The 20049-nt window shown below is 67.7% G+C and carries 16 protein-coding genes; 8 read left to right on the top strand and 8 right to left on the bottom strand.

Annotated elements, in window-relative coordinates; all coding sequences use genetic code 11:
* Positions 1-28: 28 nt before the first annotated feature.
* Both V9K93_RS16630 and tldD read left to right on the top strand, forming a co-directional pair.
* The gene (locus tag V9K93_RS16630; RefSeq protein ID WP_337302902.1) at positions 29-3880 is read left to right on the top strand and encodes a YhdP family protein; all 3852 of its coding nucleotides are present in this window, start codon (positions 29-31) and stop codon (positions 3878-3880) included.
* Positions 3881-3939: 59 nt separating this feature from the next.
* Positions 3940-5385, top strand: a complete 1446-nt coding sequence (tldD, locus tag V9K93_RS16625) for a metalloprotease TldD (RefSeq protein WP_046983570.1) — start codon at positions 3940-3942, stop codon at positions 5383-5385.
* Between the two features lie 41 nt (positions 5386-5426).
* Here the strand turns inward: tldD and yjgA are convergent, their stop codons facing one another.
* The gene (yjgA, locus tag V9K93_RS16620) at positions 5427-6017 is read right to left on the bottom strand and encodes a ribosome biogenesis factor YjgA (RefSeq protein ID WP_012511756.1); all 591 of its coding nucleotides are present in this window, start codon (positions 6015-6017) and stop codon (positions 5427-5429) included.
* Between the two features lie 68 nt (positions 6018-6085).
* Here yjgA and pmbA point away from each other — a divergent pair, with 68 nt between their 5' ends.
* Positions 6086-7453: a metalloprotease PmbA gene (gene pmbA, locus V9K93_RS16615; RefSeq protein WP_337302901.1), complete on the top strand. Its 1368-nt coding sequence runs from the start codon at positions 6086-6088 to the stop codon at positions 7451-7453.
* A gap of 87 nt (positions 7454-7540) precedes the next feature.
* Positions 7541-7912: a DUF4870 domain-containing protein gene (locus V9K93_RS16610; RefSeq protein WP_012511754.1), complete on the top strand. Its 372-nt coding sequence runs from the start codon at positions 7541-7543 to the stop codon at positions 7910-7912.
* Between the two features lie 112 nt (positions 7913-8024).
* Here the strand turns inward: V9K93_RS16610 and V9K93_RS16605 are convergent, their stop codons facing one another.
* From V9K93_RS16605 to V9K93_RS16585, 5 genes are all read right to left on the bottom strand, one after another.
* Positions 8025-8903, bottom strand: coding sequence for a polyprenyl synthetase family protein (locus V9K93_RS16605; RefSeq protein ID WP_046983572.1), 879 nt, complete (start codon positions 8901-8903; stop codon positions 8025-8027).
* Entirely contained in the window at positions 8893-9153 is a 261-nt protein-coding gene (locus V9K93_RS16600) for an exodeoxyribonuclease VII small subunit (RefSeq protein ID WP_006381978.1), read from the bottom strand. Before V9K93_RS16600 ends, V9K93_RS16605 begins: the two co-directional genes overlap by 11 nt.
* Positions 9154-9189: 36 nt before the next feature.
* Positions 9190-10476 (bottom strand): tRNA lysidine(34) synthetase TilS, encoded by a 1287-nt coding sequence (tilS, locus tag V9K93_RS16595; RefSeq protein WP_337302900.1) that lies wholly within the window; start codon positions 10474-10476, stop codon positions 9190-9192.
* 294 nt (positions 10477-10770) lie between these two features.
* Positions 10771-11313 carry a WG repeat-containing protein gene (locus V9K93_RS16590; RefSeq protein ID WP_489686272.1) on the bottom strand — a complete coding sequence of 181 codons (543 nt, stop codon included), beginning with the start codon at positions 11311-11313 and terminating at the stop codon, positions 10771-10773.
* The gene (locus tag V9K93_RS16585) at positions 11313-13019 is read right to left on the bottom strand and encodes an alkaline phosphatase (protein ID WP_046988033.1); all 1707 of its coding nucleotides are present in this window, start codon (positions 13017-13019) and stop codon (positions 11313-11315) included. Before V9K93_RS16585 ends, V9K93_RS16590 begins: the two co-directional genes overlap by 1 nt.
* A 154-nt stretch (positions 13020-13173) precedes the next feature.
* On the opposite strand from V9K93_RS16585, the gene V9K93_RS16580 reads away from it, so the two are divergent.
* Positions 13174-14508, top strand: coding sequence for a dicarboxylate/amino acid:cation symporter (locus tag V9K93_RS16580; RefSeq protein WP_046988032.1), 1335 nt, complete (start codon positions 13174-13176; stop codon positions 14506-14508).
* 231 nt (positions 14509-14739) lie between these two features.
* Here the strand turns inward: V9K93_RS16580 and V9K93_RS16575 are convergent, their stop codons facing one another.
* Complete coding sequence (locus V9K93_RS16575) at positions 14740-15513, bottom strand: C40 family peptidase (protein WP_489686271.1); 774 nt, start codon at positions 15511-15513, stop codon at positions 14740-14742.
* Positions 15514-15644: 131 nt separating this feature from the next.
* On the bottom strand, positions 15645-16184 hold the full coding sequence (locus V9K93_RS16570) for a C40 family peptidase (RefSeq protein WP_337302898.1): 540 nt from the start codon (positions 16182-16184) through the stop codon (positions 15645-15647).
* A 111-nt stretch (positions 16185-16295) separates the two neighbouring features.
* On the opposite strand from V9K93_RS16570, the gene V9K93_RS16565 reads away from it, so the two are divergent.
* From V9K93_RS16565 to gorA, 3 genes are all read left to right on the top strand, one after another.
* Positions 16296-16778, top strand: coding sequence for an FKBP-type peptidyl-prolyl cis-trans isomerase (locus tag V9K93_RS16565; RefSeq protein ID WP_012511747.1), 483 nt, complete (start codon positions 16296-16298; stop codon positions 16776-16778).
* 99 nt (positions 16779-16877) lie between these two features.
* Positions 16878-18122, top strand: a complete 1245-nt coding sequence (locus tag V9K93_RS16560) for a DUF418 domain-containing protein (protein ID WP_337302897.1) — start codon at positions 16878-16880, stop codon at positions 18120-18122.
* A gap of 215 nt (positions 18123-18337) precedes the next feature.
* A complete protein-coding gene (gene gorA / locus V9K93_RS16550) occupies positions 18338-19696 on the top strand; it encodes a glutathione-disulfide reductase (RefSeq protein WP_337302896.1) in 1359 nt (452 codons plus the stop codon).
* The last annotated feature ends 353 nt before the right edge of the window (positions 19697-20049 follow it).

Here is a 20049-nt window from a genome sequence, read left to right as displayed (position 1 = left end):
AACGCCGGCAACGCGCCGGCCGAGGCCGATGAGCGCGCCGCCGCGCCTGCGACTGCGAAGGATCCGCCGTCATTTCATTGCCGCCTGTGCGGTCGGCCTGGTCGGGCTTGCGCTGCTGGTGGGAACGCTCAGCCAGCTGCTGCCGCTGGCCGAGCGCCATCCTGAAAAGATTGCTGCGTGGCTGAGCGAGCGTGCCGGCCAGCCGGTCCGTTTCGATCAGTTGCAGACCGCCTGGACCCGGCGTGGTCCGCTGCTGCAGCTGAAGGGCCTGCGCATCGGTGCAGGGCAGGGCCTGGCCATCGGCGAGGCCGAAGTGCTGGTGTCGATGTACAGCGGCCTGCTGCCGGGCCGCTCGCTGACCGAGCTGCGCCTGCGCGGGCTGGCGCTGGACCTGCAGCAGGGCGAGGACGGGCGCTGGTCGGTACGCGGCCTGCCCCGATCCGACAGCGGTGGTGATCCATTGGACGCACTGCGCCGGTTGGGCGAGCTGCAGGTGATTGGTGGTCGTCTGGGCGTGCATGCGCCTGGCCTCGGCATCGACACTACGCTGCCACGCATCGATCTGCGCCTGCGCGTCAACGGCGAGCGTCTGCGGGTGGGCGTGCGGGCCTGGGCCCAGACCGATGCGCTGCCGCTGACCGCGGTACTGGACGTAGACCGCGCAGGCGGCAACGGTCAGGCCTGGCTGGGTGCCGACCCGGTCGATTTCCATGCCTGGTCGCCGCTGCTGGCGGCCGGCGGCATTCGCCTGCGCGAGGGCAAGGGCGAACTGAACCTGTGGCTGACCCTGCGTGATTTCGCACCGGTGGCGTTGACCACCGATTCGGACCTGCGCGACGTACGCATCGACGGCGCGCCGATGCCGGAGCTGGCTGCACCGCAGCTGCAGCTGCAGCGCCTGCAGGCACGCCTGCGCTGGCAACGCCAGGCCGACGGCTGGGCGCTGCAGGTCCCGCGCCTGCGCTTGAAGACGGAAGAGGGCGAGCAGCAGCTCGATGGCCTGCAGCTGCAGGTCGGCAAGCAGCTGCAGATGAGCTCCGGTGAAGTACAGGCGGGTACCGCGCTGCGCGCACTGGCGCTCAGCGACCGCCTTGACCCCGGCCTGCGCCGCTGGCTGTTCCTGTCCAAGCCGCAGCTGGACGTCGCAGAGCTGCAGCTGTCCGGCGAGCGCGATGGCCCGTTGTGGGCACAGGGCGAGCTGCAGTCGCTGGGCTTTGCCAGCGTCGGTCATTCGCCTGGCCTGCGTGGCCTTGGCGGACGCTTCGAGGGCGATGCCAATGGCTTCAGCCTGCAGCTGCAGCCGCAGCGCCAGTTGCAGTTCGACTGGCCGACCGGCTTTGGCGTGCGCCATGACCTGCATCTGGCCGGCCAGGTGGTGGGTTGGCGCGACGAGGGCGGTGGCTGGCGTATCGGCACTGCGGCGATGCGCGTGGAAGGCACCGACTACGCCGCTGACGTGCGTGGCGGGGTCTGGTTCCAGGGCGATGGCACCCGGCCGTGGCTGCAGTTGGCCGCGAAACTGGATGATGTGCCGATGATCGCGGCCAAGCGCTTCTGGATCCACTCCAGAATGAGCAAGGGCGCTACCGACTGGCTGGACATGGCGCTGGCCGGTGGCCAGGTGCGTGGCGGCATTGGTCTGGTCAGTGGTGACCTGGACGACTGGCCGTTCGACAACAATGACGGCCGCTTCGAAGCCACCGGCCACATCACCAACGGCGATATCCGCTTCCAGCACGACTGGCCGCTGATGAGCCAGGTCGACGCCGATATCGCCTTCATCGGGCCGGGCTTCGACATGCGTGGGCGCGGTGACCTGGCCGGTGTGGCCGTGCAGAAATTCGAAGCGGGCATTGCGGACTTCGGCCAGCAGCCGCTGTACGTGCGCGCCGACACCCAGAGCGAGGCAGGCAAGCTGCTGGCGATGCTGCGGCAGAGCCCGCTGCACAAGGATTATGGCGACACCCTGGACAACCTGGCCGCGGCGGGCCCGGCGCATGTGACCTTCGACCTGCTGCAGCCGTTGCACCACGATGAAGGTGGCGGCCACCTGCAGGGCACGGTAGATCTGGCGGGGGTGAAGCTGGTCGACAAGCGTTTCCAGCTGACCTTCGACAACATGCAGGGGCAGGCGCGCTACGGCAACGGTGGTTTCGGCGCCGAGGAACTAGCGGTGCGCCATCTCGGCCAGGACGGTCGCCTGAGCCTGCGGGCCGGCGGCTATGTGCACGACAGCAAACTGGCCTTCGAATCGCAGCTGTCGGCCAACCTCGACGCTGGCGTGCTGATCGACCGCGCGCCGGAGATGGCCTGGCTCAAGCCCTACATCAGCGGTGTCTCGCCGTGGACCATCGCGGTCAACCTGCCGAAGGTCGCGCCTGGTGCACCGGCCCCGCCGAGCGAACTGCGGCTGAGCTCGGATCTGGTCGGCACCCGTCTTGACCTGCCGGCACCGCTGGACAAGCCCGCCGGCGAGCCGCTGGCGACCACGGTGGCTGCGCAGTTGCCGATGGGCGCCGGCCGTATCGACGTGGCCTTCGGCCAGCGTCTGGCCCTGGCCGCGCGCAGCCACAACAACCGCACCGGCGTGCAGGTCACCCTGGGCAGCGACCATGTTGACCGGGAGCCGCCGCCCAGTGGGCTGACCGTCAACGGCCGCAGCCCGACCCTGGATGCGCTGGAGTGGATCAGCCTGGCCCGTGGGGGTGGCGACGATGATGCGATGCCGCTGCGTGCGGTGGATGTGCAGGTCGGCAAGCTGATGCTGATCGGCGGCGTCTTCGAACAGACCCGGCTGCAGCTGCAGCCCGGCCCGCAGGCACTGGACGTGCGCCTGGATGGACCTACGTTGGCCGGCCGTTTGACGGTACCCAACGCCGAGGGCGGCACCATCAGTGGCCAGCTCGACCGAGTGCACTGGCAGTCGCTGCCGCCGTCCCCCGGGGCTGCCGCGCCGGCGCGGGTGCAGGCCGGTGCCAATGACATGGACCCGGCCAAGCTGCCGCCGTTCGCGCTGGACATCGCCGACCTCAAGTTCGGCAAGGTCGTGCTCGGCCAGACGGTGCTGCGCACGCGGCCGCTGGGCAATGGCCTGAACGTGGATGAGCTGCGCTTCCGCGCGCCGGACCAGGAGATCGACATCAGCGGCCGTTGGCTGGGCCGCAGTGGTGGTGCGCGTACCGAACTGACCGCGCAGGTGCGCAGCGAAGACCTCGGTGGACTCATGCAGAACCTCGACTACGGCGGCCAGCTGCGCGGAGGCTCGGGCCGGGCGCAGTTGCAGGCGTCATGGAGCGGCGGTCCGTCGGACTTCCAGCTGGGCAACCTGCAGGGCACCCTCGATCTGCATGCACGCAACGGCCAGCTGCTGGAGCTGGAGCCGGGTGCCGGCCGCGTGCTGGGACTGCTCAGCGTCACCCAGCTGCCGCGGCGCCTGATGTTCGACTTCCGCGACTTCTTCTCCAAAGGCTTCGCGTTCAACCAGATCGACGGCAGCATGCAGTTCGGCCAGGGCATGGCACGTACCGACAAGGTGTTGATCGAGGGCCCGGCGGCGAACATCACCATCCGCGGCCAGGCCGACCTGCGCAACCAGCAGTTCGACCAGACCATCGACGTCAACCCGCGTGCCGGCAACCTGCTGACCGTGGTCGGTGCGGTGGCCGGCGGGCCTGTGGGCGCTGCGCTCGGTGCCGCCACCAATGCGGTATTGTCCAAGCCACTGGGCGAAATCGGCGCCCGCACGTACAAGGTGACCGGTCCATGGAAGGAGCCGAAAGTGGAAGTGATCGAACGCAGCCGCGACAAGACTCCGCCGCCCGCGCCGAAGCCGGCGCCGGCCATTCCGCCGACCGTTACCGACCTGCCGCGCTCGCGCTGAGCGTGGCCCTCCTGTTCACGGGGCTTGCCTGAGCGCCCCCGCATCCCCAGATCGAGACCATGACTGATACCGCCCTGACGCTTGCCCAAGACCGCCTGTTGCGCCCCGGTGGCCTGGATACCGCTGGCCTGGAGCGCACCTTCGGCCAGTTGCTCGGCCCTGGTGTCGACTTCGGCGACCTCTATTTCCAGCACGCCCGCCGCGAGAGCTGGAGCGTGGAGGACGGCATCGTCAAGGACGGTGCCCATTCCATCGAGCAGGGCGTGGGCGTGCGCGCGATTGCCGGGGAGAAGACCGGCTTCGCCTACTCCGATGACATCCATGCCGACGCGCTGCTGGCGGCGGCGCAGTCGGCGCGTGCGATCTCGCGTGAAGGCGGTGCCCAGTCCGGGCGTTCGCTGCTGCGCGGCAACGCGCGCGCGCTGTACCCGACCCTGGACCCGATCGACAGCCTGGGCAACGAGGCCAAGGTCGAGGTGCTCAAGCGCCTGGATGGCTACCTGCGTGCCGCCGACCCGCGCGTAAAGCAGGTGATGGTCAGCCTGTCCGGCGGCGTGGACACCGTGCTGGTGGCCCGCACCGACGGCGTGCTGGGCGCCGACGTGCGCCCGCTTGTGCGCCTGAACGTGCAGGTGATCGTCGAGCAGAACGGCCGCCGTGAATCGGGCTATGCCGGCGGCGGTGGCCGCTATGGTTATGCCGAACTGTTCGCCGAGGGACGTCCGGAAGCGTTCGCCCGCGAGGCGCTGCGCCAGGCGCTGGTGAACCTGGACGCGGTGCCGGCGCCGGCCGGTGTCATGCCGGTGGTGCTCGGGCCGGGCTGGCCCGGCGTGCTGCTGCACGAAGCGGTCGGCCACGGCCTGGAAGGTGACTTCAACCGCAAGGGCACCAGCGTCTACGCCGGTCGCATCGGCGAGCGCGTGGCTGCCCCGGGCGTGACCATCGTCGACGACGGCACGCTGGACGGCCGCCGTGGCTCGTTGAACATCGACGATGAAGGCCACCCGACCCAGTGCACCACGCTGATCGAGGACGGCATCCTGGTTGGCTACATGCAGGACAGCCTCAATGCACGGCTGATGGGCATGGCGCCGACCGGCAACGGTCGCCGCGAATCATTCGCGCACCTGACCATGCCGCGCATGACCAATACCTACATGCGCGCCGGCCAGCACGATCCGCAGGAGATGATCCGGTCGGTGAAGAAGGGCCTGTATGCCGTCAACTTCGGTGGCGGCCAGGTCGACATCACCAGCGGCAAGTATGTGTTCTCGGCCACCGAGGCCTACCTGATCGAGGATGGCCGGATCACCGCGCCGGTGAAAGGCGCGACCCTGATCGGCAACGGCCCGGAAACCATGCAGAAGGTGCGCATGGTCGGTAACGACCTGGCCCTCGACGAAGGCGTGGGTATCTGTGGCAAGGACGGCCAGAGCGTACCGGTGGGCGTCGGCCAGCCGTCGTTGCTGATCGAAGGCATCACCGTCGGCGGTACCCAGGCCTGAACCGGGCGATGGCCAGCGCCACCGCCAGGCCCGGCGGGGACTCAGTCCTCGTCGCTGGCGTCGGCCGTGTCGTCGGCCTCGACCTCGTCGTCGCTGGCCTTCAGGCCCAGCGCGGCCGGCAGCATCAGCGTACGCAGCACCTGGAAGATCTCGCGGTAGGCGCGCGGCGGCTTGTTCTTGGCCTTTTCGGCCTGGGCGTTGCGTACCAGCGTGCGCAGCTGCTGGCGGTCGGCCTGCGGGTAGTCATCGAGCAGGGCGGCCAGCGCCTTGTCGCCCTCGGCAAGCAGGCGCTCGCGCCAGTCTTCGGCACGGTGCATCATCGCCACTTCGCGGCGGCCGGTCTCACTGTTGGCATCCAGCGCATCGCGGATCGCATCCAGGGTGGCATCTTCTTCGCGGCGCATGTGCTTGGCCAGGAACGCCAGCTGGCGCTTGTGGGCGATGTGGGCGGTGATCCGCTTGCACTCGGCGATGTGCGGCAGCAGGTCTTCCGGAACCGGCAGGCGCGCCAACTGGGCCGGGGTCAGCGACACCAGCTTCTCGCCCAGGGCCAGAACGTCGAGCGCGTCGCGCCGGTTCTGGCTGCGGCTCTTGTCGTGGAATTCACCGGTTTCTTCGTCGCGTCCGCGCATCGTCCATACCTGATTTCAAAAAAAGTCGCCCGGCGTGATGCCGGGCCCAACCTGTACAGGATAAAGCATTGAACGTGATCGCCCCTGAAGTCGCCGTCGGTGACGACAGCCCGGCCCGGCTGGAACGGCTGGCCGACCTCTCCCAGCAGCTGCTCGACCGTGCCCGCGCGCTGGGCGCCAGCCAGGCCGAGGTCAGCTGCAGCGAGGACCGTGGCCTGGAGGTCAATGTGCGCCTCGGGGACGTGGAGACCGTGCAGTCCACGCGTGACCGCGGCATCGCCGTCACTGTCTATTTCGGCCAGCGCAAGGGCAGTGCCAGCACCGGCGACCTGAACGAGGCCAGCCTGGCGGCCACCGTCGAGCAGGCCTGCGCGATTGCCCGGCATACCGAGGACGACCCGGCCGCCGGGCTGGCCGAGGCCGCGCTGATGGCCACCGATTTCCCGGATCTGGATGCCTGGCATCCGTGGGCGCTGCAGGCCGATGAGGCCGTGGACCTGGCCCTGGCCTGTGAAACCGCCGGCCGTGAGGCTGACGCGCAGATCCGCAATTCCGACGGTGCCTCGGTGTCGAGCATGCAGAGCCTGTCGGTGTACGCCAATTCGCATGGGTTCGTCGGCCGTGAGCGCGGCACCCACCATTCGATCGGATGTGCGCTGATCGCTGGCCAGGGTGATGGCATGCAGCGCGACGGCTGGTACACCGGAGCGCTGGCCCGTGAAGACCTGGAGGATGTGGGCCTGGTCGGCCGCCGTGCCGCCGAACGCACCGTTGCCCGCCTGCAGCCACGGTCGCTGTCCACCGGCAGCATGCCGGTGTTGTTCGCCCCGGAAGTGGCGCGCAGCCTGGTCGGCCATCTGCTCTCGGCCGTGTCCGGCGGTGCGCTGTACCGCCAGGCCAGCTTCCTGCTGGACAGCGTCGGCCAGCAGCTGTTCCCGGACTGGATGCAGATCGAGGAACTGCCGCACATGCGCCGCGGCCTGCGCTCGGCCGCCTTTGACGGTGATGGCGTGGCTACCTGCGCCTCGGCCCTGGTCCGCGACGGCGTGCTGCAGCGTTATGTGCTGGGCAGCTACTCGGCGCGCAAGCTGGGCCTGCAGACCACCGCCAATGCCGGCGGCGTGCACAACCTGCAGCTGGCCGCCAACGCCGGTTCCCTGCAGGAGATTGCCCGGCAGATGGGCGACGGCCTGCTGGTGACCGAGCTGATGGGACAGGGCGTGAACGGGGTGACCGGCGACTACTCGCGGGGGGCTGGCGGCTTCCGTGTCGAGAACGGCGAGATCCAGTACCCGGTGGACGGCATCACCATCGCTGGCAACCTGCGCGAGATGTTCCGTTCGATCGAAGCGGTCGGCAGCGATGTCGACCCGCGCTCGCACATCCGCACCGGCTCGATCCTGTTGGGGCGGATGACCATCGCCGGTAATGATTGATAGCGTCGATGGCGTAAGCTATGCCCGCCTGACCCAACCAGCTTGGTGCTGGTGGGTCAAGACCACCCAATGAAAAGGAGTTTTGTCGTGAGCGAATTCGATAACGTCCCGCCGCCGCCGGTCACCACCGATGTGCCGGCCGACCAGCGCACCATGGCCCTGGCTGCCCACCTGCTGGGCATCTTCACCGGCTTCATCGGCGCGCTGATCATCTGGCTGATCAACAAGGACGATGCTGCCAAGTCGTTCGTCACCGACCAGGCCAAGGAAGCCCTGAACTTCCAGATCACCGTGACCATCGCCATGGTCATCAGCATCATCCTGATGATCGTGATCATCGGCGGCATCCTGGCCCCGATCGTCGGCATCATCAACCTGGTGTTCTGCATCATCGCAGCGGTCAAGGCCAACAACGGTGAAGCGTACCGCTACCCGTTCACCCTGCGCCTGATCAAGTAAGACCGGCTGCATGCTGAAACGAAAACGCCCGGCATTGCCGGGCGTTTTTGCTTGGCGGCAGCGCCGGGCCATGCCCGTCGAGCGCGCAGCGCGGCAGCATCACCGCCAGCGATCAGTGATCGCGTTCCACCGCCAGCGTCGCCAGCGCACGCAGCGCGTCGGCTTCCTCGCCATAGGCGGCCAAGGTGGCCTGCATGCGGGCCGCGAGTTCGCGCAGCTGGGCCTTCGCACCGTCCATGCCGAGCAGGGCGGGGAAGGTACTCTTGTCCTGCGCCTGGTCCTTGCCGGCGGTCTTGCCCAGCTGCTCGGAACTGGCTTCGACATCAAGGATGTCGTCACGCACCTGGAAAGCCAGGCCGAGCGCATCGGCGAAGCTGTCGAGCTGGGCGAGCTGTGGTTCGTGGGCCTGGCCGCACAGCGCGCCCATGCGCACCGCTGCACGGATCAGCGCGCCGGTCTTCAGTGCGTGCATGCGGGTCAGAGCCGCCAAGGTCTGCTGCTGGCCGGTAGCATCGATATCCAAGGCCTGGCCGCCGCACATACCGGAGGCACCGGAGGCATGCGCCAGGGTCTGCAGGCAGGCCACGCGCAGCGTTGCCGGCAGCGGTGCATCGGCCAGCAGACCAAAAGCACGAGTCTGCAGCGCATCGCCGGCGAGGATCGCGGTGGCTTCGTCGAAGGCGATGTGGGTGGTCGGCTTGCCGCGGCGCAGGGCGTCGTCGTCCATGGCCGGCAGGTCGTCATGCACCAGTGAATAAGCGTGGATCAGTTCGACCGCCATCGCCGCCGCGTCCAGGCTTTCCGTCTGCGCGCCGAACAGCTGGCCGCTGGCATACACCAGCAGCGGGCGCATGCGCTTGCCGCCGCCGAGCACCGAATAGCGCATGGCCTGGTGCAGGCGCTGTGGCGCCTCGGCCGGCGAGGGCAGGGCGGCGTCGAGCTGGCTTTCGATACGGTCGCGCCAGCGCGCGAACAATGCCTCAGCCGTCATGGCTGGGCGGGTCGAAAGGTTCGGCGGTTTCCGGCTGGGCCGGATCGCTGAGCAGGCGCACGCGCAGTTCAGCCTGCTCCAGCGCCTGCTGGCACTGGCGGTACAGACCGACACCGCGTTCGTAAGCACTGAGCGACGCTTCCAGGCTCAGCTCGCCGGTTTCCATCTGCTCCACCAGCTGCTCCAGCGATTCGAGCGACTGCTCGAACTGGGCGACCGGGGAGGCGTTTTCGGGGGACTTCTTGGCCATGCGGCAAGTGTGGACGGGCCGCGCGCGGGGGTCAATTCACCAGCCGCCCGGCCGCCACTGCAGCTGCGCGTCGTGCGCCTGCAACCAGGCCTGCAGTGGTGCGGCGATGACCACGTCGGCGGCGGCCAGCAACTGCGCGCCATCAAAGATCAACGGCAGCTGCGCGCGACGCCACGGCGCAAGATGTTCGCGCTGCAGGCAGTCCTTCAGCGCGTGTGAATGTTGGCGTCCGGGCAGCTGGATGCGCTCGCCACCCACGCGCGCGCGCACCTGCAGCGGGCGTTCGAAGGCAGCGATGCCCTGCAGGCGCAGCTGGCCACCGTCGGGCAGGGGCAGCGGCGCTCGCCCGTCCCATTCGGTCTGCCAGTCGTTCGGCAGCACGGGAAGCTGCGCGGGCAGCAGGTAGGCATGGTCGCGCCATTGCTGGATCGCGTGATCGTGCCAGCACGCGCGCGCCTGGCGGTCGTTGTCGGCCGGCAGCAGTTCGTCCAGTGCCTGCTGCAGCACCGTGGCCGGCAGCGGCGCGGCACCGTGGCCGACCACCCAGGCACGCAACACGCGCGCGGCGCGGCCCGGCGAGACCTGGCGCAGCAGCTGCAGCGACAGCACGCGCGGTGCCACTTCCAGATGCGTGATCAGTTCCGCGTCTTCTTCATCCAGCAGGTCCCGCGTCTGCCTGCAATGCAACGCGCTGCCCGCCAATGCGCTGGCCGCATGCGGCCAGCGCTGGCGCAGCAGCGGCAGCACCTGAAGGCGCAGGAAATTGCGATCGGCGTGGTCATCGCCATTGCTGGGGTCTTCGATCCAGCGCAGTGCGTGCTGGCGGGCATGGTCGAGCAGGGTGCTGCGGGGCACCTGCAGCAGTGGTCGCCACAGACGGTGACCGTCGAGCAGGCTGTCGGCGGACATCGCCGCAAGGCCGTCGACGCCGGAGCCACGCAAGGCGCGCAGCAGGAACGTTTCGGCCTGATCGTCCTGGTGCTGCGCCAGCGCCAGCGTTTCGCCCTCGCGCAGTTCGGCCGCGAACGCCGCCCGCCGTGCCTGCCGGGCCGCACCTTCGGGTCCCAGGCCTGTATCGCTTTCGACTTGCACGCGGTGTACGGCCAGTTCGATGCCCAATGCTATGCACTGCTGTTGGCAGTGCAGTACCCACTTGTCAGCTGCAGCTTGCAGGCCATGGTGGATGTGCACCGCGCGCAGCGGGGTACCGGAGGCCTGTGCACAGCGCCACAACCAGTGCAGCAGCACGGTCGAGTCGACACCGCCGCTGTAGCCCACCAGCACGGGCGCATCCAGCGGAACAAGGGCAGGGAATTCACTCACGTCGGCAAGTATAGGGTTGGTCGGCAGGGCTGCGCCCTGCACCCGCAGACGCGCAAGCAACGGCAACGGCCGAAGCAACAGCAGAAGCGGGTTTCCTGAGGGCAGGCGGGGTGGGTCCGGTTGCGGGGGGCGCTGCAAGTACATCCATGTAAGCTCGGTCGCCGCATCCATGCGGCTCACGCCCCCGCAACCGGACCCACACCGCCCCACCCAACTCACAGAAGACCAGAGCCGCTTTGGCTGTTGCTGTTGCTCTGGCTTGTAGCAGGTGCAGGGCGCAGCCCTGCCGAAAACCTACTTCACTCGACGACCCTTGCGGTCGATGCGGAACCAGTCGCCGCCTTCCATCGGCGTGTGGCCATCGCCATCCGGCGTGCCACGACGGCAGCCATTGCAGACTTCAGCCACGCCATCCTGGAATGGCCACGCAAAATCGAAAGTGCCTGGTACCGCCTGCTGGAACTTCAGATCGAAGTAGGCCACGCGATTGCCAACGCGCCCGCGCAACAGGCCTTCCTGCGGTGTCTCCGGGCCGTTGTCCCAGGTGATCACCGGCAGGCTGCGACCCTTGCGGTTGACGTAGTGGAAGCCTTCGCCTGCGTAGACCACGGCCAGGCCGTGATCGTCGTACGGCAGTTGCGCCAGGATGTCCCGGTTGATCTGCGGCCGGCCGTTGGCGACCTCGCAGCCCGGCAGCATCCAGAGACCATGCTCTTCGGTCATGACCTTGCAGGCCGGTCCCTGCGCCAGCGCGCTGCCGCTGGCCAGCACGCCGAGCAGGACCAGCGACCGCGCGAGGCGGCCGCTGGCGGGGGCAGGGCGTGCCGGCCACACCATCACTTGGCCTCGGCCTTGCGCTCGAAGACGGTCGGCGCCGGCAACTGCACCGGCACGCCCTTGTCATCGCAGGTACCGGCCTGGCACAGGCGCTCGCGCAGGGCCGGGGTGGCCTGCACGATCATGTGGTAGATCGCGTTCTGTTCCAGCGTGCCGCGGATCGCCTTGCTGCCGGGGCCACGGGCCCAGATGCCGACGTCCTCGCCACCGTGCGATTCGGACTTCATCGGCACCAGCGCTTCCTGCATGTAGTCCGGATGCTCGGTGTCGACCTCGCGCAGGTTCGGGCGGCCGTTGGCCGGTTCGAAGGTGCTGGGATTGTGCGGGTAGCGCTTGCTGCCGGCCGGCTGCTGGTTGCTGCTGCCGGTGTGGCCCGGGCCGTTGGCGTAGCTCAGGGTGGTGTAGGGCTGGCCGGTGCCGTCCAGCGCGTAGTCGAGCTTGCCGGCGCCATCTTCGCCGCCCTTGTCCTTCACCTTGCCCAGGATCGGGTTGCCGCGCGCCGGGTAGCCGACAAAATTCAGGGTGTGCGAGTGGTCGGCGGTGACAATGATCAGGGTGTCATCGGCCGAAGTCAGTTCGTTGGCCACGCGCACGGCGTCGGACAGCGCCACGGTCTCGGTCAGCGCCCGGTAGGCGTTGCCGCTGTGGTTGGCGTGGTCGATGCGCGCGCCTTCGATCATCAGCACGTAGCCTTCCTGGTGCTTTGAAAGATTCTTGATCGCGGCGGCAGTCAGTTCGGCCAGGCTCGGCTCACCACCCGGATCCTGCGGACGCTCGTATTCGTAGCGCATGTGGTCCGGCTCGAACAGGCCGAGGATGGCCGGCGCATTCGCGGCCGCCGCCAGCTGCTTGCTGTTCCAGACGTAGGCACCCTGCGGATGCGCCTGCTGCCATTCCTGCACCAGGCTGCGGCCGTCCAGGCGCTGGCCGACCTTGTCGTCGTACTCGGGATCGCGCTCCTCCACGGTGGTGAACTCGCCACGGCCACCGCCCAGGGCGACCAGCGGGCCGCGGCCATAGCGCGAGGTGGACAGCAGCTGCTGGGCGATGTCCTTGCAGCCGGCGGCCTTCGCCGCTTCGGTCAGATCAGTGTCGTTTTCCCAGTTGCGCTCGGGCGAGTGCGCGTAGGTGGCGGCCGGGGTGGCATGGGTCAGGCGCGCGGTGGAGACCACGCCGGTGGCCAGGCCGGCGCTGTCGGCCAGCTGCAGCCAGGTGAGCAGACCCTTGGACAGGCTGTCGGCACAGTCAGTGCGGCTGCCGGCGCTGACGCCGATCGCGCCCATGTGGGTCTTCACGCCGGTGGTGATGGCAGTCATGGTGCCGGCCGAATCCGGTGTCTGCGAATCGGTGTTGTAAGTCTTGCTGAACGCCGTGGCCGGGAAGCGCTCCCAGGACAGCAGGTTCTCTTCACCCGAGCCGCCCTTCTGCTGGCCTTCGTAGATGCGCGAGGCGGCCACGGTGGTCAGGCTCATGCCGTCGCCGAGGAACAGGATGACGTTTCTGGCCTTGCCGGACATCGCGCCGTTGGCGGCGGCCTGGGCGGCGCCGCTGCGGTACCACCACTGCGGGGTCTCGCCGGCCGGATGGGCAACGGGATCGACGGCGACCTTCAGGCCGGCCGGGGCGGACGCGGGGGTGGTGCTGGCGCAGGCGCCCAGCAGCAGGGTGGTGGCGCAGGCGGCCAACAGGGAGACGGAACGGCGCATGGACGCTGGGATCTCACAAACTGTAACGGGACGTTCATTATGCCCGCCCTCGCAAGGCACGCCGATGACACACTGATTTGCCCGCCCGGCGGTCGTTCTGCGGGCCGCCTTGGGCTATCGTGCCAGCATCCCTTCCTTCCCCTCTGGATTGCCTATGAAGCTGGTCTCTGCCTGGCTGCGGATTCCATTCTGGCAGCGCGTGGTCGGTGGCTTCGTGCTTGGCGCGCTGGCCGGCTGGGCGCTCGGCCCGGCTGCTGAAACCTGGTTCGGCCCGCTGGGCGAGCTGTACGTCACCCTGATCAAGATGATCGCGGTGCCGCTGGTGTTCTTCGCGGTCATCAATGCGATCTCGTCGCTGCACGGCCAGAAGTCGGTCGCCGCGCTCAGTGGCCGCACCTTCCTGTGGTTCGTGATCACCGCAGCGCTGGCGGTCTGCGTCGGCCTGGGCGTGGGCACCGTTCTGCAGCCCGGCGCCGGTGGCCTGCAGCTGTCGATGGCGAGCAACTACGTGCCGCGTGAAGTGCCCAGCGTGGTGCAGGTGCTGCTGGACGTGGTACCGGCCAATGTCTTCTACGCGCTGTCCGGCATCGGCACCAAGGTCAACGCAGCGGGTGAAACCGTGCTGGCCGCCGGCCGAGGCTCGATCCTGCCGGTGATCTTCTTCGCCGGCCTGGTCGGCTTTGCCATCGTCAAGCTGGGCGAGAAGGTGACCGAAGCGCGCAAGCTGGTCGGGCAGATGAGCGACATCATGATCCAGGTGACCCGCTTCGTGCTTGAGGTTACCCCGATCGGTACCTTCGGCCTGATCGCCGGCCTGGTCGGCAGCTATGGCTTCGAGAAGCTGCTGCCACTGGGTCATTTCGTGCTGGCGCTGTATGTCGCCTGCGCGCTGCACATCGTGGTGGTCTACAGCGCGCTGCTGCTTGCCCATGGCCTGAACCCGCTGAAGTTCTTCCGTGGTGCGGCGCCGGGCATGCAGGTCGCCTTCGTCAGTTCGTCCAGCTTCGCTGCGATGCCGGTGGCGCTGCGTTCGATCACCCACAACCTGGGTGTGAACAAGGACTACGGTTCGTTCGCCGTGCCGCTGGGCGCGAGCATCAAGATGGACGGCTGCGGCGCGATCTACCCGGCGCTGTGCGCGGTGTTCATCGCGCAGTACAGCGGCGTGCCGCTGACGCCGGAACAGTACGTGGTGGTGCTGATCGCCTCGGTGCTGGGCAGCTTCGGCACCGCCGGCGTACCGGGTACGGCGGTCATCATGGCCACCGTGGTGCTGAGTGCGGCCAACCTGCCGCTGGAAACCATCGGTTACCTGTACGCGATCGACCGCATCCTGGACATGATGCGCACGATGACCAATGTGACCGGCCAGATGCTGGTACCGGTGATCGTGGCCAAGGAAACCGGGTTGCTCGACCAGGCGGTGTACGACAACCCGTCCAGCAACGTGGGCGTGGACGATCCAGATCCGACGCCGCCACGCGGCTGAGGTTGCGTGGAAATGAAAGGCCCGCCCTGACCGGCGGGCCTTTTGTTTGGGGGATGGCGGACGCGTTGCCGACCAAGGCGGCCCCCCCCCGGTAGATCCACGCCATGCGTGGATGGAGAGTGCCGACCAAGGTCGGCAGCTACCCACCCATAACGGGCACAACAAAAAAGCCGCTGCAGGGGCAGCGGCTTTTTCTCCTATCAGGCGGCGCCGTGGCGCCAGCGGGCCAGATCAGAGGTCGACCCGGCGGGCCTGCATGAACTTGTTGCCCCAGTAGCCACTGAGCAGGGTGTCCACGCGGACGTCCTTGCCCGAGCTCGGAGCGTGCAGGAAGCGGCCGTCGCCAACATAGATGCCGACGTGGTCAACACGGCCCTTGCGGCCGAAGAAGACCAGGTCACCCGCGGCCAGCGCGGTGCGGTCATTGATCAGTTCGGCGTTGTCGTCGTGCGCCATCTCGCGCGAGACGCGCGGCAGCTCGATGCCCAGGGCCGAGCGGAACACGTAGCCGACCAGGCCGCTGCAATCGAAACCGCTGTCCGGGTTGCTGCCACCCCAACGGTACGGGGTACCCAGCAGCGTCATTGCGCGGCGCAGCAGCGACTGCACCTTGCCGTTGTCGGCGGCGGTACCGACAACGCTGCCGTTGGCGGCGCTGCTGGTGTCGTAGTTGGCAAGCAGGCGGCTGAGGTCGCCGGCCACCACGGCCGAGCGGTCCATCAGCGGAATGGTGTCGTTGGCGGCCAGGTGCGGCAGCAGGGCGGCCAGCGTGGCGCTGGCGGCGGCATCGACGCGGCTGCGCTGCGGAGCAGCAGCCTCGGCCTTGGCAGCCGGTCGGGCGGTGTTCTCGGCCGCCGGGGCCGGGGTCACATCGGAACGGTTCGGAGCAGTCTGCGACCAGGCCGGAAGGCTGGTCAGACACAGTGCCAAGCCAAGCAACAGCGGGCGGGCACTACGTGAAGATACGGAAGTCTGGCCTTCGCTTTTCGGGTCGTCAGTCGTCACGCGTCGGTCACAGGAAAAAAACGATGGGGCATCATGCCCTGCGGACGCATCTAAAAGTTAAAAATTCCGTTATAAAACCGTTATTTTGATGGTGATGGACGTCACACTTTTGAACATATCGCCTGTTCATTTTAGCGAAGAACACGTTTTGCGCCGGTGTAGTGGTCTTTCCAATAGGGCCCGCTGAGCGAATCGAGGCGAACCGTACCGCCGGTGCTCGGCGCGTGCACGAAGCGTCCTTCACCTACATAAATGCCTACATGGGTGACGCTGCCGCGGCTGCCGAAGAACACCAGGTCACCCGTGGCCAGGCGCTGCGGATCGATCTTCGGGCCCTGCACCGCGGCCAGGTCGCGCGAGGTCCGCGGCAGCTTCAGGTCCAGCATCTCGCGATAGACGTAGGCGACCAGTCCGCTGCAGTCGAAGCCCGAATCAGGCGTGTTGCCGCCATAGCGGTAAGGCGTGCCGACCAGGCTGATGGCGCGCATCAGCACCGAGTTGGCGGCCTCGGGATTGTCCGGCACCGTCTTCGGCCAGTTCGCCGAGGGCGGTGGTGGGGCCGGGCGCGTGGCCTTGTCGCCGCCACAGGCGGTCATCAACAGGGGCAGGGCCAGCAGCAGGGCCGGGGCGAGGAGCCGGCGCGGGCCGGACGAAACTGGCGTGATCTGCATGATCTCCGGATAATGCGCCACCTTGGATTGGCCGTCATGATGGCGGCGTCCCCGCCGGGCGACAACCCGCCCCAACCCGCCTGCCTCCGGCAGATCCATACAGAGTTGCGCATGAAGATCGAAAAAGACCGCGTTGTCCGCTTCCACTACACCGTTTCCGAAGCCGGCCAGGAGCCGATCGAATCGTCCAAGGACCGCGGCGAGCCGCTGGCGATCCTGATTGGCCACGGCAACATCATCCCGGGCCTGGAAAACGCCATGATGGACAAGGAAGCCGGCGCGACCTTCAATGTCGACGTCAAGGCGGCCGACGCCTACGGCGAGCGCCGTGACGGCCTGTCCCAGCGCGTGCCGAAGAAGCACTTCGGCAACACCAAGCTGGTCCCGGGCCAGCAGGTCGTGCTGCAGACCAACTTCGGCCCGCGTGCGGTGACCGTGCAGAAGGTCGGCATGAGCGTTGTCGACGTTGACCTGAACCACCCGATGGCCGGCAAGGACCTGCATTTCGACGTGGAAATCGTCGACGTGCGCGAAGCCGGCAAGGAAGAGCTCGACCACGGCCACGTCCACGGCGACGGTGGTCACCAGCACTGATCGCAGCGCGATCGTGATGGCTGCAACGGCCCGCTACGGCGGGCCGTTGCGTTTGTGGAACACGGCGCGGCCATCCATGGCGCGCAGGCCAGCGGCATAATGGCGAATCTGCCCGACGGATCCCCCGTGAACGCCGCTTCTCCTTCCCTGCAGCCGGTGGCTTCCGGCGAACGCATCGCGGTGCTGGACATGCTGCGCGGTGCCGCGCTGCTGGGCATCCTGCTGATGAACATCGAGGCCTTCAGCGGACCGCTGGATCTGGCTTTCACCGGCATCGACGCGCATTGGCAGGGCATCGACTATTGGGCTGACGCCTTCGTCTACGTGTTCGTGCAGGGCAAGTTCTTTACCTTGTTCTCGCTGCTGTTCGGTGCCGGCTTTGCGGTGATGGCGCAGCGCGCTGAAGTGGCCGGGCGTGGCTTCACTCCGTTCTACCTGCGCCGCAGCGCCGGACTGCTGCTGATCGGGTTGTTCCATGCGCTGCTGGTCTGGTCGGGTGACATCCTGGTGATGTACGCGCTGGTGTCGCTGCCGTTGCTGGCTTGCCGCGAGGCGCCGCGCAGCTGGCTGCCATGGATGGGCGTGATGCTCTATCTGGGCGGTGTGGTGATGATGCTGATGGTCGGCGCGATGGTATCGATGGCCTCGGCCGAAGATGTGCAGAAAATGCTGGCTGAGGCGCGGCAGAGCATCGATCAGCAACGGTTGGTGTACGGGCACGGCAGCTGGATGCAGGCCAACGTGCAGCGGTTGAGCGAGTTCGGCACGTCGATGGGTGCGCTGCTGATCACCGGCCCCGAAGTGCTGGGCATGTTCCTGATTGGCAGCTGGTTCGCCGGCAGCGGTGCGCTGGTGGCGCCGGAGCGCTTCCCGCGGCTGTACGCGGTGCTGCGCTGGATTGCGCTGCCGCTGGGCCTGCTGGTCACGGTACTGGGCGTTGCCTGGAAGCCGTACCTGGTGCCGGGTGCCTACGACCTGCCGGTGACAGCCGCGATGGCACTGGTGACGATCGGCGGTCTGCTGATGTGCTTGGGCTACCTGGCGTGGATCGTGCGCTGGCGCACGCAGCTGGGTTGGCTGGCACCGGTCGGGCGCATGGCGCTGACCCATTACCTGGCGCAGTCGCTGGTCTGCACGCTCCTGTTCTATCACTACGGCCTGGGATGGTTCGAGGTGATGCCTCGCAGCGTGCAGCTGCTGTCGGCATTGCTGCTGTTCGCCAGCCAGGTGGTGATCAGCCATCTCTGGTTGCGTCGGTTCCGCTTTGGTCCGATGGAATGGCTGTGGCGAGCGATGACCTACGGGCAATTGCCGGCGATGCGACGTGATGCCGGGCAGGGCTGATCGATGCCTGGCACACACGCCGTTGACCTTGATCGCCGCCATCATCTGTGCAGCTGTTGCAGATCATCGGTCGCGTCAGTTCACGTCTGGCCTGCAGTGGGCCGTGTCATGCTCGATATCAGCATGAGTGCCGGCACCGGACCGCTGATCACCGATCCTGTCTGCGACCGTCCACCCGCGATCGATCCTGCCTCCTACCGACCCGAGCGATTCCGATGAGCACTGCACCCTATGATTACGATCTGATCGTCCTTGGCGGTGGCTCCGCCGGCCTGGCTGGCGCGATCCGCGCCGCGCAGCACGGCAAGCGCGTGGCGATGCTGGAGCCGGGCGAGCTGGGCGGGACCTGCGTCAATGTCGGCTGCGTGCCGAAGAAGGCGATGTGGCTGGCGGCCGACCTGCACGAGCGCATCGGCCTGGCCAGTGCGATGGGCTTCGATGTCCAAGCGCGCCCGGCACTTTCCTGGAAGGAACTGGTGATCCATCGCCAGGCCTACATCAGCAACATCCACACCAGCTACCACAAGCGCCTGGATGAGACCGGCGTGGTGCGTATTCCAGCGCGTGGCCATCTGCTGGATGCGCACACCGTGGCCTGTAGCGATGGTGTGCGCTACAGCGCCGAGCACATCCTGATCGCCACCGGTGCGCACCCGTTGCGGCCCGACATTCCCGGTGCCGAACTGGGCCTGGTCTCCGACGATTTCTTCGATCTGCGCGCGGCGCCTGCCGAGGTCGCGATCATCGGGGGTGGTTACATCGCAGTGGAACTGGCCGGCCTGCTGCAGGCACTGGGCAGCAAGGTCAGCCTGCTGGTGCGCGGCAAGCGACTGCTGGAGCGGTTCGACTACGAACTGACCGATCAGTTGGCCGAGAACCTGAAACAGCAGGGCGTGCGCATCCATTTCGACTACCGCCTGCGCGAACTGCAGCGCGATGGTGAACGCGTGCGTGCATTCGGCCATGACGGCCCACTCGACAGCGTGTTCGATGCGGTGTTCTTTGCTACCGGCCGCCGCGGCAACAGCCGTGATCTGGGCCTGGAAGCACTCGGCATCGGCATCGGCGAGCACCAGCAGGTGCAGGTGGACGAGTGGCAGACCACGAACGTGCCGAGCGTGCACGCGGTGGGGGACATCGCCGGCAAGGTCGGCCTGACCCCGGTGGCGGTGGCGGCATCGCGGCGGCTGATGGACCGCCTGTTCGGTGGCCGGCCGCAATCGAAGATGGATTACGAGAACGTGGCCAGCGTAGTGTTCTCGCACCCACCGCTGGGCGCGGTGGGCATGAGCGAAGAAGAAGCACGCGCGTGTTTCGACCAGGTGAGCGTCTACCACAGCCGTTTCCGCCCGATGCTGCAGGCGCTGGCAAATGGCACCCAGCGCAGCCTGTTCAAGATGGTCTGCGCCGGCTCGGAAGAACGCGTGGTCGGCATCCATCTGCTGGGCGAGGCCGCAGACGAGATCCTGCAGGGCTTCGCAGTGGCGGTGAAGATGGGCGCGACCAAGGCCCAGTTCGACGACACCGTGGCGATCCACCCGACGTCGGCCGAGGAAGTGGTGCTGATGCGCTGAGCCGACACTCACGGTAGTGCCGGCCGCTGGCCGGCAACCTCGACAGCAACGGCCGAAGCAACAGCAACAGCAACAGCAACAGCGTGCATTCCGTGGAATGGCGGGGTGGGTCCGGTTGCGGGGGACGCTGCAAGTCCCCCTCCGGGGCCCGGCCCAGCCGCCTGGCGGCTGTGCGTTCGGGCGCTTGCGAAGCAGTGCTTCGCAAGCAAAGCGCCCTCACCCCCGCAAGCTCGGTCGCCGCTTGCTCGTGTGCGCTGTCCTGCGTACACGGCAAGACCGGGGTTGGGCGTCCTGCCCAACCCGCCCGAGGCGTGCCTCGGGCCCATGCGGCTCACGCCCCCGCAACCGGACCC

The sequence above is a fragment of the Stenotrophomonas sp. CCNWLW162 genome, assembly GCF_037203745.1.
GTDB classification, from domain to species: Bacteria; Pseudomonadota; Gammaproteobacteria; order Xanthomonadales; family Xanthomonadaceae; genus Stenotrophomonas; species Stenotrophomonas maltophilia_AQ.
Note: the sequence above shows the minus strand (reverse complement) of the source record. Positions and strands in the feature narration are given on the sequence as shown.

Coding starts and splice junctions, on each gene's coding strand:
- V9K93_RS16630 (WP_337302902.1), top strand. CDS start 29: ATGAGCGCGCCGCCGCGCCTGCGACTGCGAAGGATCCGCCGTCATTTC.
- tldD (WP_046983570.1), top strand. CDS start 3,940: ATGACTGATACCGCCCTGACGCTTGCCCAAGACCGCCTGTTGCGCCCC.
- yjgA (WP_012511756.1), bottom strand. CDS start 6,017: ATGCGCGGACGCGACGAAGAAACCGGTGAATTCCACGACAAGAGCCGC.
- V9K93_RS16605 (WP_046983572.1), bottom strand. CDS start 8,903: ATGACGGCTGAGGCATTGTTCGCGCGCTGGCGCGACCGTATCGAAAGC.
- V9K93_RS16600 (WP_006381978.1), bottom strand. CDS start 9,153: ATGGCCAAGAAGTCCCCCGAAAACGCCTCCCCGGTCGCCCAGTTCGAG.
- V9K93_RS16590 (WP_489686272.1), bottom strand. CDS start 11,313: ATGGTGTGGCCGGCACGCCCTGCCCCCGCCAGCGGCCGCCTCGCGCGG.
- V9K93_RS16585 (WP_046988033.1), bottom strand. CDS start 13,019: ATGCGCCGTTCCGTCTCCCTGTTGGCCGCCTGCGCCACCACCCTGCTG.
- V9K93_RS16580 (WP_046988032.1), top strand. CDS start 13,174: ATGAAGCTGGTCTCTGCCTGGCTGCGGATTCCATTCTGGCAGCGCGTG.
- V9K93_RS16570 (WP_337302898.1), bottom strand. CDS start 16,184: ATGCAGATCACGCCAGTTTCGTCCGGCCCGCGCCGGCTCCTCGCCCCG.
- V9K93_RS16565 (WP_012511747.1), top strand. CDS start 16,296: ATGAAGATCGAAAAAGACCGCGTTGTCCGCTTCCACTACACCGTTTCC.
- V9K93_RS16560 (WP_337302897.1), top strand. CDS start 16,878: ATGGCGAATCTGCCCGACGGATCCCCCGTGAACGCCGCTTCTCCTTCC.
- gorA (WP_337302896.1), top strand. CDS start 18,338: ATGAGCACTGCACCCTATGATTACGATCTGATCGTCCTTGGCGGTGGC.